We start from the raw sequence: 15,383 nt of genomic DNA on the forward strand, positions 1-15,383 counted from the left end.
GTTCTCCTACCCCTCCACCAGCGCCATGGCCCAGGCCCGCTGGGCGGGTGTTCCCTACATCCTGCGCAGCATCGGCCAGCTGAGCCCGTGGAGCCTGGCCCAGAGCCGCGGCCGCAAACGCCTGATGCTGAGGCTGATCGAGCGACGCAACCTGCAACGGGCGGCCCTCCTGCACTTCACCACCAGGGCCGAACGGGACGAAGCCGCCGGCCTTGGCCTCGTGCCGCCAAGCCTGGTGCTGCCCCTGGGGGTGCGCGGCCCTGACCTTCCGGCCCAGCCGGCGGACCACCGGAGCCCGGCGCCGGTCCATTTCCTGTTCCTGTCCCGGCTGCACCCGAAGAAGCAGCTGGAGAACCTGCTGGACGCCCTGGCCCTGCTGCTGCACCGGCGACCTGAAGCCAGCTGGGACCTGGCCATCGCCGGCGACGGAGAGCCCCGTTACGTCGCCGCCCTGCAGGAGCGGGCCAGGGGGCTGGGCCTTGGGGCGCGCTGCCGCTGGCTGGGGTTCGTGGCGGGGGAGGCCAAGTGGCGGGCCCTGGCGGCGGCCGACTGGTATGTCCTGCCGTCGGCGGCGGAGAATTTCGGCATCGCGGCCGTCGAAGCTCTCGCCGCCGGCACCCCCGTGATCCTGTCCCCCGAGGTGGCTGTGGCGGCGGACGTGGCCCGTGCCGGCGCCGGCCTGGTCAGCGCCAGCGACCCGGAAGCCCTGGCGCTGACCCTGGCCACCGCCCTGGTGCGTCCTTCCCTGTCAAGGCGAGCTGCCGCGCTTAACCTGGCGCAAACGGATTTTTCCTGGAGCACGATCGCCCTTCAGCTGCGTGACGCCTACCGCCAGGTGCTGACCTCTTCCGCCGGCCGATGACCATCCTGCTGCTGATCGTGCTCTTCGGAGCCCTTGCCGCCGTGCTCCTGGACGGCGACTGGCGCTCCGGCCTGATGGTCACGCTGATCATCGGCTTCGTACAGGATCCCCTGCGCAAGATCACGCCTGATCAGCCCGGCTACATGGTCGGCCTGGTGCTGATCGGGTTCGCGCTCTGCGGCGTGGTGCTCCTGGAGCGGGCAGGGCGCTTCAACCTGCGGGCGATGTTCTGGACGGTTCCGCAATTCGATGGCTGGGTGACGATCTACTTCAGCCTGATCGCGCTCCAGAGCCTCAACAGCTTCGCCCGCTTCTCCGACATCCGGCTCACCGCGATCGGCGCCGCCTTCTATCTGGCTCCGGCCTTCGGGCTCTGGGTCGGCTTCCAGGTGGGATGCAACCTGCCCTTGCTGAAACGTCTGTTGACGCTTTATCTGGTCGGCTCGGCGGTGGTGGCGGTCACCGTGTACCTCAGCTTCCAGGGCGTCGACCATCCCACCCTCCGGGAAGTTGGCGAGGGGTTGCTGATCACCTTCCGCTATGGATTCTCGGCCCAGGGGGCCTCGGGGTTCTGGCGCACCAGTGAAATCGCCTCCTGGCAGCTTTCCGCCGCCGCCTGCATCGCCGCATCGATGGCCCTCGCCAGCCAGAAACCCACCACCCAGTTCGGCTTGTTGCTGATGGCGGCTGGCTTCGCCTTCCTCACGATCCTCACCGGTCGCCGCAAGGCCCAGGTGCTGATCATGGCCTTCGTGGCCGTTTACCTGCTGCTGTTCAGCCGGCGGGCCAGCCCCGCCTCCAAGGAGCGGGTGATCACCAGCGTGCTCGGCGTGGCAGGCATCTCCTACCCCCTTTATGCCTTCATTCTCTCGGAGAATCTCGGCGAAAACTTCGGCGAATACACCAACCGCTCCCTCACCATCCAGCAGGATCTGGTCGAGCGCTTCGACTCCCAGGGCATCGGCGCCACCCTCAGGGCCATCCAGGTGTCCGATGGCATCGGCATGGGGGTGGGTGCCGGCGCCAGCACGGGGGGCCTCGTCCAGAATGCCGCCCGCGACGCCATCCAGAGCGTCGGTTTCGTCTCCGAGGGTGGCGGGGGACGCCTGATCCTGGAACTCGGCATCCCCGGCATGGTGATCCTCGGGGTGATCCTGGTGCTGCTGGGCCTGGTGCTGCTGCGCAACTTCCGCCTGCTCAAGCAGCTGCCCCAGTCCACCTCCGCCCTGCTGATGGGGCTCTTGTCCTTCGCCCTGGCCAACGTGCCGGCGTTCTTCTCCGCCGCCCAGCTCTACGGCGACCCCTTCGTGCTGATTCTGATGAGCCTGTCTCTGGGGTCGTTTCTGGCCATTCCCAGCCTGGTGTCCCAGCAACAGCAGCAGTGGGCCCTCTGGCAACACCAGCAGCAGCAGCGCCAGCTGCTGCTGGAGCAACCCTCCCAACCCCTGGCATGAGCCTGCCGGAGGCTGCATCAGGTCAGCTGAGCGCCCTGATCCTGACCTACAACGAAGAGGCCAATATTGCCCGCACCCTGGATCACCTGCGCTGGCTGGATTGCATCCTGGTGATCGACAGTGGCAGCAGCGACGCCACCCTGGCGATTCTCGCCGACCATGCCAGCGTCCGGGTGCTGCACCGGCCCTTCGACAGCTTCGCTGACCAGTGCAAGTTCGGGCTGGATCAGATCACCACTCCCTGGATTCTGAGCCTGGATGCCGACTACCTGATCCCGCCGTCATTGGCGAGCGAGATCCAGTCAGTGATCCGGGATCCCCAGAACGCGCCGGTGGCAGGCTTCTCCATCCCCTTCCGCTACTGCATCGGTGGCCGCCCCCTGCGCAGCGGGCTGCTGCCGCCGCGGATCAGCCTCTATCGCCGTGGCCGTGGCCGTTACCGCAACGACGGCCATGGGCACCGCATCGTCCTGTCGGGCCCCGTCAAACCACTGCGCCAGCCGATCTTCCACGACGACCGCAAACCCCTGCAGCGCTGGTTGGCCTCCCAGGGGACCTACCTGGCGATCGAGGCGGCCAAACTGCGGGCCACTCCGTCACGCGAGCTGTCGCTGGCGGATCGCCTGCGCAAGCACACACCGCTGGCCCCCTTTGCAGCCCTGCTGTTCTGCCTGCTCTGGAAGGGGGGCGTGCTGGATGGCTGGCGCGGCTGGGCCTACGCCCAGCAACGCATGTATGCCGAACTGCTGCTGCATCTGATGCTTCTGGACGATCACCCCAGCCTGTCAACACCGCCTTCACAGGACACGCGATTCCGCAGGATCTGGATGTTGCATTAAGGTCCGCCCTGACTGCCGGAGGCGGTCCCGCTCTCCGGCTCAGCCCCATCCTTCGCGATCGGAAGGCTCCCCCGCCCGCCCCGTCCCCGACGTTTCCCCCGCCTCCCACTGTTCGATGCCTTCGATCCTGATCACCGGCGGCGCCGGTTTCATCGGCGTCAATGCCGCCCAGCATTTCGCCTCCCTGGGGTGGGAGGTGGCGGTTCTCGACAATCTGTCCCGCCGGGGCACCGAGGACAACCTCCGCTGGCTGCTGGAGAAGCATCCCGCCATCGCCTTCCATCGGGTCGACATCCGTCAGGCGGACGCCCTGGCCGAGGTGGTCGCCAACCTGCGCCCCTCGATGCTGCTGCACCTGGCGGCCCAGGTGGCGGTCACCACCTCCTACACCAACCCCAGGGAGGATTTCGAGATCAACGCCCTGGGCACCTTCAACGTGATGGAGGCGGTGCGGCTCCATTCGCCTGAGAGTTTCGTGCTCTACGCCTCCACCAACAAGGTGTATGGCGGCATGGAATCGGTGCCGGTGGAGATGACCCCCCACGGCTACCGCTTCCGCGATCTCCCCGCCGGTGTGCCCGAAAGCCAGCCCCTGGATTTCCACTCTCCCTACGGCTGCTCCAAGGGGGTCGCCGACCAGTACACGATCGACTACGCCCGCATCTACGACCTGCACACCTGCGCCTTCCGCCAGTCCTGCATCTACGGCACCCGCCAGTTCGGCATCGAGGACCAGGGCTGGGTGGCCTGGTTCAGCATCGCCGCCCTGCTGGAGCGGCCGATTACCCTCTACGGCGACGGCTGGCAGACCCGGGACGTGCTCGACGTACGGGACCTGGCCCGGGCCTACGCCGCCGCCTGGGACCATCGCGACACGATCAGCGGCCAGGCCTTCAACATCGGCGGCGGCCCCGCCAACACCCTCTGCCTGCGCGACCTGCTGCGCTTCCTCGAAGAAGAGCTGGCGATCACGCTCAGCCCCCTGAGCGGCCAGTCCCGGCCCGGCGACCAGCCCGTGTTCATCTGCGATGTCACCAAGGCCGCCGAGCAGCTGGGCTGGACACCGGAGATCAGTGTTGATGCGGGCGTGCGGCACCTGATCCGCTGGGTGCGTGACAACCGGGACCTGTTCGGCTGGCTTAACCGATGAGCCGGCCGCGGGCCCTGATCAGCACCATCGAGCCGGTGGATGGGGGGGTTCCGGCCATGACCGCCTGCGTCGCCAGGATGCTCGAGGAGCTCGGCATCGAGCCTGTCTTCGCCTGGTATGCCCCCTGGAGCACCCATCCGAAGCTGTCGGTTCCCCTCCATGCCGTCCCCTGCGGCCGGCGGCCCGGCCAGCTGCAGCGCCGCGTCTACGGCGACCATGAAGGCCATGGCCTGGGGGCCTGGCTGCCGGAGCTGGAGTTCACCCATTACCTGCCCAGGCGCGCCTGGCGGCAGTTGATCGCCGGCTGCGACCTGCACCTGTCGGTCACCGGCAATCCCCTCTGCGCCACCCCCTTCGCCAGACTGGGGATCCCCTTTCTGGCCTGGGTGGCCACCCCCTGGCAGGACGACCGGGTCGACCGCGTCAAACGCTTCTCCAGGCCAAGGCGGCTGCTCGACCGGGGCCTCAACGGGCCGGTGCTGAAACGGCTGGAACGCCAGGTGCTCCAGGCCCCCCGGGGGCGGATCCTGGCGTTGAGCGGCTACACGGCCACAGCCCTGGCCGCCATCGCCCACCGCCCCATGGACGGGGTGATGCGCATGCCGGTGAATCCGGCCGTCTTCTTCCCTGCCCCTGAACGGCTTGTGCCCTGGCGCATCGGCTTCGCCGGCCGCTACGCCGACCCGCGCAAGCAGATCACCCTGCTGCTGGAGGCGGTGGCCAGGCTCGTCGCGGCGGGCCGACCGGTGGAGCTGGTCCTGGCCGGCGAACAGGATGTTCACCGTCTCGATGACCAGCTGGCGGCGATGGGGCTGGTCGGCCGGGTGCAGTGCCACCCCTGCCTGGGTCCCAGCGCCCTGGCGGAGGTTTTGCAGGGCCTGGATCTGTTCGTGATCCCCTCCCACCAGGAGGGCCTCTGCATTGCGGCCCTTGAAGCGATGGCCTGCGGCGTCCCGGTCGTCAGCACCCGCTGCGGGGGGCCGGAGGATTACGTGATCGACGGCCTCACGGGCCAGCTGGTGGCCGGTGAGCCCACCGCCATGGCGGCGGCGATCGCGGCGATCGGCTCCGATCGCGGCCAGCGCGACCGCCTCTCCGCAGGTGCGCTGGCCTGGGTGCGGGAGCAGGCCAGCCCGGAGGCGGCCCGGCGCACTTTCCTGGCCCACCTGGAGGCCTAAAGACGATGTGCGGCATCGCGGGCCAGCTGGGCCGGGAACCGGGCGACTTCGCCGCCAGGGTCGGCCCACGCCTGGCCCACCGGGGACCGGATGATGCCGGCGTCTGGCAGGACGCCGGGGCCTGCCTGGTGCACCGGCGCCTGGCGATTCTGGATCTCTCCCCCCTGGGCCACCAGCCGATGGCCTCCGCGTGCGGCCGCTGGCAGCTGGTCTTCAACGGCGAGATCTACAACCACGGCGAGCTGCGCCGGCGACTGGAAGCGGAGGGGCTGCAGTTCCGGGGCAGCGGCGACACCGAAGTGCTGCTGGCCTGGCTGGTCCGCTGGGGACGGGACGGGCTGGCGGCGTTGCGCGGCATGTTCGCCTTCTGCCTGTACGACAGCCGCGAGCGCCGCGCCCTGCTCGCCCGCGATCCCCACGGCATCAAGCCCCTCTACCTGCGCAGCGGGCCGGAGGGCTCCCTTGCCTTCGCATCGGAACTGCGGGCCCTGCTGGCGGCCGAGGCGGACCGGCCCAGCCTGGATCGCCAGTCCCTGGCCCGCTACCTGGCCACCGGATCGGTGAGCGAGCCCGCCACCCTGGTGGCGGGTGTTCAACGGCTGCCGAGCGGCCACGCCGCCACCTGGCACCAGGGCGCGCTGGCCGTGCATCCCTGGGGGCCCCTGCCGGAGCGCCTGGAACGCGCCGACACCACCACCGGCATGACGGCGGCCGAGGCCGTGGCCCTCACCCGGTCGGCACTCGAGGACTCGGTGGCCGCCCACATGGTGAGCGATGTGCCGGTGGGGCTGTTCCTCAGCGCCGGACTCGACTCCGCCTCCCTGCTGGCCCTGGCCCCCCGGGGCCTGCACACCTTCACCATCGGCTTCGCGGCGGCAGGGGCCGGCGGCTTTGATGAATCCGGGCCGGCGGCCCGCATCGCCGCCCACTTCGGGGCCCACCACACGCCCCTGAACCTCACGGCCGACCAGGCCCGCCAGTGGCTGCCCGCCTTTCTGGCCAGTCAGGACCAGCCCTCCATCGACGGGTACAACACCTGGTGCGTGGCCCGCCTGGCCACGGAGCACGGGCTCAAGGTGGCTCTCTCCGGGCTCGGCGGGGATGAGCTGTTCGGTGGCTACCCCAGCTTCCGGATGGTGCCGAAGTTGCACCGCTGGCGCCGCCGCATCGGCCCGGCCGGACCGCCGGTGGCCTGGATCCTGCAACGCCTGCCCCAGGGCCGCCGCGCCAGGCTGCAGCGGATCAGCGGGTTACTGGAAGCCCCCGCCGACCTCGGCCGGGCCTACGGATGTTTCCGGGGTCTGTTCTCCCCCAGCGAAACCGATCGCCTGCTGGCGCACTGGGGGCTCGGCCCCTCGGGTGGCGCAGCGGCGGCCGTCGAGGCCTCCGGGGCTGGAGCGCCGGCGGGACGGGAAGGGGTGGCCTGGCTGGAGGGCACCCGCTACCTGCGCAACCAGCTGCTGCCGGACAGTGACGTGATGGCCATGGCCGCCGGGCTGGAACTGCGTCTGCCCCTGGTGGATGCGCAGCTTCAGCGCCGGCTGGCGCCGATCCCCGCCGCCCTGCGGCTGGCGGAGGGCAAACAGTTGCTGGCAGACAGCCTGCCGGAGCTGCCCGGCTGGTTCCTCAACCGCCCCAAGCAGGGGTTCCGCTTCCCGTTCCAGCTGTGGCTCGACGACCCGGCCTCCCCCCTGGCCCTGCGCCTGCCCTCGACGCCCCGGGGCATCGACCTGGCCCCCTGGTACCGGCGCTGGTGCCTGATGGTGCTGCAGCACTGGCTGGAGGTGCACCTCGGCGTCAGCCTGTCCGCGGCCCCACGCCCGTGAACGACGTGCTGGCGCACGTCCCAGGGTTGCCCCAGGAAATGTCCCCTAGGATCCGGCGGCGACTGGATGCCCAAGCCGCCGGACCACCGGCTCCTCTGTTTCGTCCATCCGTTCGGGGCTGTCGAGGCCGATCCGATCCTGAGAGCCAGCCTCCCGGCTCCATGACGCTGCCACGGTGCGCGGATCCTCGGACCCTTCCGAGGCTGGCCGATGCCACCAGCGCCACCCCGCCCCCGCCGTCCGGTTTCGCCGCTCCATGACGCTCATCCTGGGCATCAATGCCTTCCACGCCGATGCGGCCGCCGCCCTGGTGCGGGACGGGGTGATCGTCGCCGCCGCCGAGGAAGAGCGCTTTCGCCGCATCAAGCACTGGGCCGGCTTCCCCTCCCAGGCCATCGCCTGGTGCCTGGCCGATGCCGGCGTGGGACCGGCCGACCTCGACCACATCGCCATCAATTCCCAGCCGGGGGCCCACCGCTGGCGCAAGGTGGCCTACACCCTGGGACACCGCCCGGATCCCCGTTTCCTGGTCGCCCGCTGGCGCAACAAGCGGGAACGGGCCGATCTGGGCCAGCAGCTGGCCCAGGCCTTCCCGGGGGCAGCGATCCGGGCCCAGCTGCACTTCGTGGAGCACCACCGTGCCCACCTGGCCTCGGCCTTCTTCGCCTCCCCCTTCGAGGAGGCGGCGGTGATCTCGGTGGACGGCTTCGGCGACTTCGCCAGCGGGGCCTGGGGCCATGGCGAGGGCAACAGGCTCAGCATCGACGGCCAGATCTGGTTCCCCCATTCCCTTGGCGCCTTCTACACGGCGATCACCCAGTACCTGGGCTTCCCGAACTACGGCGACGAATACAAGGTGATGGGTCTGGCGCCGTACGGCCAGCCCACCCGGATGGAGGCGATGCGCCGCATCGTCCGGCTGCAGGACGACGGCACCTACCGCCTCGATCTGCGCTACTTCCTCCACGCCACCCAGAAGCTGCCCCACCAGTGGAGCAACGGGGCTCCTGTGGTGGGCAGCCACTGGAGCCCGGAGCTGGAAGCCCTGCTCGGCCCCGCCCGCCGGGCGGACCAGCCCCTCGAGCAGGACCACATGGACATCGCCCGCTCGGCCCAGGCGATGTATGAGGAGGCCTTCTTCCACCTGCTGCGGGCCCTGCACCGAAGGCACCCCAGCGACCAGCTCTGCATCGCCGGGGGCTGCGGCGCCAACTCGGTGGCCAACGGCAAGGTGACCCTGGCCACCCCCTTCCGGCGCGTCTATGTCCAGGCCGCCGCCGGCGATGCGGGGGGCGCCCTCGGCGCCGCCCTTGAGATCTGGCACGGCCTGGGCCGGCCCCGCTCCACGCCGATGCGCCATGCCTACCTGGGCAGCCAGCCGGCCCCCGGCGAGGTGGAGGACCTGCTGGCCAACCCTCAGACCCGCGCGGCCCTGGAGCAGGCCGGATGCAGCCTGCAGCGACCGGCGGAAGGCGACCTTTGCGAGCAGGTGGCGGCAGCGATCGCCGAAGGGCTGGTGATCGGCTGGTTCGACGGCCGCATGGAGTGGGGACCCAGGGCATTGGGGCACCGCTCGATCCTCGGGGACCCCCGACGCGCCGACATGAAGGACATCCTCAACCTGAAGATCAAGCGTCGCGAGTCGTTCCGCCCCGTCGCCCCTTCGGTGCTCGCCGAGGCGGTGGGGGAGTGGTTCAGCCTCGACGGGGAGGTGCCCTTCATGATGCAGGTGTACCCGATCCGCGAGGAGCAGCGCCCCCGCATCCCGGCCGTCACCCACGTGGACGGCAGCGGCCGGCTCCAGACCGTCAATGCCGTCGACAACGGCCGCTACTACCGGTTGATCCGCGCCTTCGCCGACCTCACCGGCGTGCCGATGGTGCTCAACACCTCGTTCAACGAGAACGAACCGATCGTCTGCACCCCCGCCCAGGCCCTCGACTGCTTCCTGCGCACCCGCATGGACCTGCTCGTGCTCGGCGACGTGCTGGTCCGCCGTCAGGGGTGAGCGCCACGCCGCCACCCGGCCCCGCCACCGGCGCCACGCCGCCCGACGGTGCCGCCCGGGGGCTCAGCCTGATCGTTCCCACCCTCGATTCCCACCACCTGCTGCCGCGGCTGGTGAACTCCCTGCAGCGCCAGAGCTGGCCCCACTGGCGGGTGCTGTTCATCGACGGGCCCAGCGGAGCGGAGCACCGGGCCTGGCTGGAAGCCCTCTGCCACCGGGACCATCGCTTCACCTGGCAACCCCAGGATCCTGCGCTCCCCGGCATCTTCGGTGCCATGAACCAGGGCTTCCGGGCCACCCCTCCGGAGCACTGGCTGCTGTTCTGGGGCAGTGACGACTGGGCGCCCTCCCGCACCGTCCTGGAGGAGGTCATGGGGGCGACCCGGCGGGGGCCCCGCGGGGGGGAGCCACCGGATCTGGTTGTCTGCAGCGGCCGCTATGCGGGAAAGGGGCCGGACGGGGCCACCCGGCTGGGGCGGCGCACCGCCTTCTCCAGCTGCGGGGCCTTCCGCCTCAGCCTGTTCCTGGGGTCCACCCCCCCCCACCAGGCCACCCTGATCGGCCCCGGGGCCCGGCGTCGCCTCGATCACTACGCCGAACCCTTCCGCCTTTCCGCCGACCTCGACTACTTCCTGCGCCTCAGCGCCAGCCTGGACCTGACGGCCCGGGGCCTGGACCTGGAACTGGTCCACATGGGGGAGGCGGGGGCCAGCGGCCAGCAGACCGGCCGGCGTCTGCAGGAGGTCGCCCTGGCCTACCGCCGGGCCTTCGGGTGGTTCTGGGTCGTCCCCTTCGGCCTTCGCTACGTCCGGCGTCTCTGGAGCCGCCGGCCCGGGGCGGGGCAGGGGCGGAAGACCGCCGGACGGGACCGATAAGCTTGGCCTGGACTGCGCAGCGATTCCCTTGCCCGAGGAGGAGAGGCCACCAGGGGCCGACCCGGAACCGCGGCGGCAACGGATCCGGAAAAAGCATCCGCGGCAGCGGGAGGGCTCGCTGCTCCATCGCCTCTGGTGGCATCGCAGCACCCGGCTGGGGATCCTGGCCCTGGGCGTCGCCGGCGGCCTCGCCTGGTTCTTCGCACCCGCCTGGCAGGGGACGCGGGGCGGCTCCCCCCGGCCCCCGCGGCAGGCCATGGCGAGCGTCCCGAGGGGCCCCGCCACGGGCCCGGACGTCATCTCCGTCTTCATCGAGGATCCCTGGCGCAGCCAGTCCGCCCTGCTGCTCTGGCGGGACCGGCCGGGCGCCTATCTGGTGCTGCAGGGCAACGCCGAATACCAGGCCATCACCCACAACCATCTCAAGAACCGCCAGCTCCTGCCGCGGGACACCTCCAGGATCGTGCGGCTGCTGCCGGGCTGCGACACCGTGGGGCAGGTCACCCACCTGGCCAGGCTGCTGGAGAAATGGCCCAAGCAGGGCCGCCTCACGATCGTGACCGCCCCGACCCACATGGATCGAACCCTGGCGATCGCCCGGATCGTCTATGCGGGGACCGGCTGGCAGGTGGGCAGCTCCGATGCCGAGACGGGCGATCTGCGACCCGAGTCCCAGCTGCGCCTCTGGCGCGACCAGCTGCGGGCCTCCCTCTGGCGCCTGACTGGGTGGGATGGCCGCCTCGACGGCAACGACTGCGTCTGATCCCCTTGCCCCCCCCCATGCCTGCGCCGATCACGCTCTTCGGGGCCACCAGCCCGAGCGGACAGGCCCTGATCGCTCTGGCGGCAGGGCGGCAGCTGGTGGTGGCGGGCCGGCGAGCGCCGCTGCCGCCAGCCGGAAGCGGCGAAGCACCGCCGTTCCTGCGCTGTGACCTGGAGGACACCGGCGCCGGGGCCGAGCTGCCGTCGGGACTGCTGGTGAGCTTCGCCCCGATCTGGTCGTTCGCCCCCTGGCTGGAGCGGTGCGCCCGCCGCAACCCGGCCGCCTTCGGCCGGCTGCTGGGGGTGGTTGCCTGCTCCTCCTCCTCGGTGATCACCAAGCGATTCGCCGCCAATCGCTTCGACCGCGATCTGGTGCAGCGGCTGGGGCAGGCGGAGGCGTCGCTGACCCGCACCTGCGCCGCCCACGCCCGACCCCTGCGGATCCTGGCCCCTACCCTCATCTATGGCCAGGCCGGCCCCCTGGGCGACCGCAACCTCAGCCGGCTGCGCCAGCTGCTGCGCCGCCTGCCCCTGCTGCCCCTACCCGGCGAAGGGGGCCTGCGGCAGCCCATCCACTGCCGCCAGCTGGCCGCGGTGGCCCTGCACCTGGCCGACCGCCTGGCCCGGGACGGCTTCGACCCATCCCAGCCGGTGCATCTCCCCCTCGGCGGCGACGACACCCTGACCTATGCGGCCATGCTCCGGCGCCTGCAGGACGCGACCGACCCGGGGGACCGGGCTCGCCGCTGCCGCCTGGTGGCCCTGCCGCCGCGTCTGTTCCTGTCCCTCGCCTCGCCGCTGCTGCTGCTGTCCCCGAAACGCTTCGAAGCGGTGCTGCGCATGGGCGCCGACCTGGCCGGCTTCACACCGGCCCACCACCTCCTGGGAGGTTCCTCCGAACCCTTCCCCGTGCTGCCGCTGGTGCCATGACCGCCCTGCATGGCCCTGCTGTTCTGCTGCTGGGCGGGGGCCTGGGGGCAGTGATCCTGCACCTGCTGCTGCCGCTGCTGCGGCGCGGGCTGGTGGATCAGCCCAACGCCCGCAGCTCCCACCAGCTGCCCACCCCCCGGGGCGGGGGCCTGGCCTTTGTCCTGGTCGGAAGTTGCCTGGCTCCCCTGGCCGGTGGGGGCTGGCCAGCCTGGATTCCCCTGATCTGCCTGCCGCTGGCCCTGGTGGGCCTGCTGGACGACCGCCTCGATCTGCCGGCCGCAGGGCGTTACGGCATCCAGATCGCCACGGCCCTGGCCCTGGTGGCGATCACCCCCCTGCCCCTGGTGTGGTGGCTGATGCCGGTGGCCTGGTTCGCTGTCACGGCGGTGATCAATTTCGTCAACTTCAGCGATGGCCTCGATGGGCTCGTCGCCGGCTGCGCCTGCGTGCTGCTGAGCGTTGCGGCGCTGGCGATGGCTCCCATCAGCGGCAACGGCGTGCTTCCCCTGATCGGGGCCCTGCTGAGCTTCCTGGCCTGGAACTGGAGTCCAGCCCGGGTGTTCATGGGGGATGTGGGCAGCACGTTCCTCGGGGCGGTCATCGCCGGCATGGTGCTGCAGCAGGCCACCCCGGCCATGGCCCTGGGCCTGCTGCTGGCTGGCTTTCCCCTGCTGGGTGACCCCTGTCTCTGCGTTCTGCGCCGCTGGAAGGCCGGCCAGCCCATCTTCCAGGCCCATCGGCTGCACCTGTACCAGCGCCTGCATCAGGCCGGCTGGCCCCACAGCCGGGTGGCACTCCTCTACATCGCCGCGACCGCCCTGCTCGGCGGGGCCCTCCTCCTCCAGGGCCTGGCCCTGGAGCTCGGCCTGCTGCTGGCGCAACTGGCCATTGGCCTCTGGCTGGATCGGCACCAGGCCGTGCCCTTCTCACCTTGAAATGGCAGTAACGTGTGTCCAACAGGACACGCCAAGTCCATGATCCATTCCTCCATCACATCATCGTTGGACAGGAATGTCGATGACCGCATCACTGGCTAGCGTTAATCTCATGCGTTCAATCACCGCCAAGACATCAGATCCTCCTTAGTCACACCACCAAACCATCAAGCTTTCAGGATCGGCCATTCAACTTCTCGTCAGGGCCTTCCACATCGAGGAAGTTTCCCCACTGACATGTTCCTTGGATCCGCTTATCTCAAACGCCGTTATCTGATGCGCCAATTTCAGGCGATCTGAACGATTGATTCCCCAGCTCTCCGTTCTTCGTTATGTGCAAAGGCAGCTGCTTGCCCGAAGGCTGCTGCTGGTTGTCTTTGATGGTCTGATGATCATCGCGGCCTACCTCGGGGCCTTCATTCTGCGGTTGCCAGACACCACCTCCCTCCGGGGGTTTCTGCCAACCACGATCTTTCTGTTGCCCCTGGCCGTGATCACAGGCCTGCCCGTGCTTGTGGTCTCCGGCTGGTACCGGGGGCTCACCCGCTACGCCGGCAGCCATTCCCTCTACGGACTGGTGCCCCGCTCGGGCTCGATGGTGCTGATCCTGCTGCTGAGCAGCACCCTGATCGGAGGTCCCCAGCCACCGCGATCCTTCTGGATTCTCTACTGGCTGCTGTTCACGGGAGGGGCCATCGCCAGTCGCATCGTCCTGCGCGACGTCCTGGTCCATCACCTTGACCAGCGCGGCAACCACACCCCCGGAGACTCCCAGGGTGAGGCCACCCTCATCTACGGCGCCGGATCCTCCGGGATGGGTCTGCTGCTGGCCCTGCGCAACGACCCCCGCTTCCGCATTGTTGGTTTCCTGGACGACGACGAGGGGATTCAGGGCCGCACGCTCCAGAACATGTCCATCCACACCCCCCTGCGGCTGCCCCGGCTGATCGAACGCCATGGGGTGCGCAAGGTGCTGCTCGCCATGCCGGCCATGTCCAGGCGCCGCAAGCGTCTGCTGGTTGACCAGCTCACCCACAGGGGGCTGGAAGTGCTCTCGATCCCCTCCCTGGCGCAGATGGCCAGTGGCCAGAGGATCGTTTCCGACCTGCAGGCCGTGGCGATCGAAGATCTCCTCGGACGGGAGCCCTCCAACCCCGACCCGGTGCTGCTCAAGGCCGGTGTCCAAGGCAAGGTGGTGATGGTGACGGGTGCCGGCGGATCGATCGGCAGTGAACTCTGTCGCCAGGTCGTGGCTCTCGGTGCCTCCCGGCTGCTGCTGCTGGAGCGCAATGAGTTCGCCCTGTACGCCATCGAGCGGGAGCTGAGCTCCAAGCCGGGCGGTGTTGAGCTGCATGCCGTTCTGGGCGATGCCTGCAACGCCTCCCGCCTCACCCTGCTCTGCCAGCAGCACGGCGTGGAAACCATCTTCCATGCCGCCGCCTACAAGCACGTCCCCCTCGTGGAGGCCAATCTCTGCGCAGGCATCGCCAACAACATCGGCGCCACGGAGGCCGTGATCGCCGCCACCCTCGCCTCCGGGGTCAGCCGACTCACCCTGATCTACACCGACAAGGCCGTGCGTCCCACCAATGTCATGGGGGCCAGCAAGCGGATCTGCGAACTGCTGATCCAGGCTGCCGCCTCCCAGGTGGAAACGGGCGGACCGATTCTGTCCATGGTCAGGTTCGGCAATGTGCTGGGCTCCTCCGGCTCGGTGATCCCCCTGTTCCACCAGCAGATCGCCAAAGGCGGGCCCGTCACCGTCACCCACCCGGCCATCACCCGCTACTTCATGACCATTCCGGAGGCCGTCCAGCTGGTGCTCCAGTCCACGGGCATGGCCATCGGCGGCGATCTCTTCCTTCTCGACATGGGCGAACCGGTCAGGATCGCCGATCTGGCCCGGCAGATGATCGAACTGTCGGGATTGCGGGTTCGGGACGACCACAACACTGACGGCGACATCGCCATCCAGTACACCGGTCTGCGGCCAGGGGAAAAGCTCTACGAAGAGCTGCTGATCGGCGCCGACGACCAACCCACCCAGCACCCGCTGATCCGCAGGGCCACCGAACCCAGACGCGAAAGCGAGCAACTGTTTCCCCTGATCCTGCAGCTGCATGAGGCCCTGGCCAACTGGGACGAGGCGACGACCGCCGTGCTCCTGCGCCGACTGGTGCCGGAATACGATCCAGAAGAACGGCTGCCTGCCCCACCCCTGGTCGACGCCCTGGCCCGATGAGCAACAGCGCCAAGCGTCTGATCAACGCGCTGCTCCTGAAGCTTCCCCCGTCCTGGCGGGCTTCCATTCCAGCCGTTCCCCCTCCGACCCCCCGCAATCTCTGGCTGGCCCTGGCTGCGGCCGTGGCGATCCAGAACATCGCCGTCTTCCAGAGCAGCCAGAGCGAGCACATCACCGTGTTTGCCGTGCTGGTGTGGGGGGGAGCGGTGATCTGCATGGAGGATCAGTTTGAGGACCTTGAACCCCGGCCCGCCGCCTGGGGATTGATCATCGGCACCCTGCTCCTGGTATGGGTGCTGGCCCGCTCGGCGGTCATCGTGCA

Annotated in this window: 13 protein-coding genes; all 13 read left to right on the plus strand. The window is 69.6% G+C overall.

Features of this window, described 5'->3' with window-relative positions; translation table 11 throughout:
• The coding region (locus tag KBZ04_RS05940; protein WP_254991015.1) for a glycosyltransferase at positions 1–862 on the plus strand (862 nt) is incomplete at its 5' end.
• On the plus strand, positions 859–2,316 hold the full coding sequence (locus KBZ04_RS05945) for a hypothetical protein (protein ID WP_254991016.1): 1,458 nt from the start codon (positions 859–861) through the stop codon (positions 2,314–2,316). The genes KBZ04_RS05940 and KBZ04_RS05945, both read left to right, overlap by 4 nt.
• Positions 2,313–3,155 carry a glycosyltransferase family 2 protein gene (locus tag KBZ04_RS05950; protein ID WP_254991017.1) on the plus strand — a complete coding sequence of 281 codons (843 nt, stop codon included), beginning with the start codon at positions 2,313–2,315 and terminating at the stop codon, positions 3,153–3,155. The genes KBZ04_RS05945 and KBZ04_RS05950 overlap by 4 nt, the downstream gene beginning before the upstream one ends.
• A 115-nt stretch (positions 3,156–3,270) precedes the next feature.
• Complete coding sequence (locus KBZ04_RS05955) at positions 3,271–4,305, plus strand: GDP-mannose 4,6-dehydratase (protein WP_254991018.1); 1,035 nt, start codon at positions 3,271–3,273, stop codon at positions 4,303–4,305.
• Positions 4,302–5,483, plus strand: coding sequence for a glycosyltransferase family 4 protein (locus KBZ04_RS05960; protein WP_254991019.1), 1,182 nt, complete (start codon positions 4,302–4,304; stop codon positions 5,481–5,483). Before KBZ04_RS05955 ends, KBZ04_RS05960 begins: the two co-directional genes overlap by 4 nt.
• A 5-nt stretch (positions 5,484–5,488) precedes the next feature.
• A complete protein-coding gene (asnB, locus tag KBZ04_RS05965; protein ID WP_254991020.1) occupies positions 5,489–7,309 on the plus strand; it encodes an asparagine synthase (glutamine-hydrolyzing) in 1,821 nt (606 codons plus the stop codon).
• A gap of 256 nt (positions 7,310–7,565) precedes the next feature.
• A complete protein-coding gene (locus KBZ04_RS05970; RefSeq protein WP_254991022.1) occupies positions 7,566–9,317 on the plus strand; it encodes a carbamoyltransferase in 1,752 nt (583 codons plus the stop codon).
• Positions 9,314–10,192, plus strand: coding sequence for a glycosyltransferase (locus KBZ04_RS05975; protein ID WP_254991023.1), 879 nt, complete (start codon positions 9,314–9,316; stop codon positions 10,190–10,192). Before KBZ04_RS05970 ends, KBZ04_RS05975 begins: the two co-directional genes overlap by 4 nt.
• Positions 10,193–10,220: 28 nt before the next feature.
• Positions 10,221–10,955, plus strand: a complete 735-nt coding sequence (locus KBZ04_RS05980) for an ElyC/SanA/YdcF family protein (RefSeq protein ID WP_254991024.1) — start codon at positions 10,221–10,223, stop codon at positions 10,953–10,955.
• 17 nt (positions 10,956–10,972) lie between these two features.
• Positions 10,973–11,884 carry a hypothetical protein gene (locus tag KBZ04_RS05985; protein ID WP_254991025.1) on the plus strand — a complete coding sequence of 304 codons (912 nt, stop codon included), beginning with the start codon at positions 10,973–10,975 and terminating at the stop codon, positions 11,882–11,884.
• Complete coding sequence (locus tag KBZ04_RS05990; RefSeq protein ID WP_254991027.1) at positions 11,881–12,819, plus strand: MraY family glycosyltransferase; 939 nt, start codon at positions 11,881–11,883, stop codon at positions 12,817–12,819. The genes KBZ04_RS05985 and KBZ04_RS05990 overlap by 4 nt, the downstream gene beginning before the upstream one ends.
• A 388-nt stretch (positions 12,820–13,207) precedes the next feature.
• Positions 13,208–15,061 carry a polysaccharide biosynthesis protein gene (locus KBZ04_RS05995; protein ID WP_254991028.1) on the plus strand — a complete coding sequence of 618 codons (1,854 nt, stop codon included), beginning with the start codon at positions 13,208–13,210 and terminating at the stop codon, positions 15,059–15,061.
• The coding region (locus KBZ04_RS06000; protein ID WP_254991029.1) for a hypothetical protein at positions 15,058–15,383 on the plus strand (326 nt) is incomplete at its 3' end. The genes KBZ04_RS05995 and KBZ04_RS06000, both read left to right, overlap by 4 nt.

Source organism: Cyanobium sp. N5-Cardenillas (assembly GCF_024345515.1).
Lineage (GTDB): Bacteria > Cyanobacteriota > Cyanobacteriia > PCC-6307 > Cyanobiaceae > Cyanobium.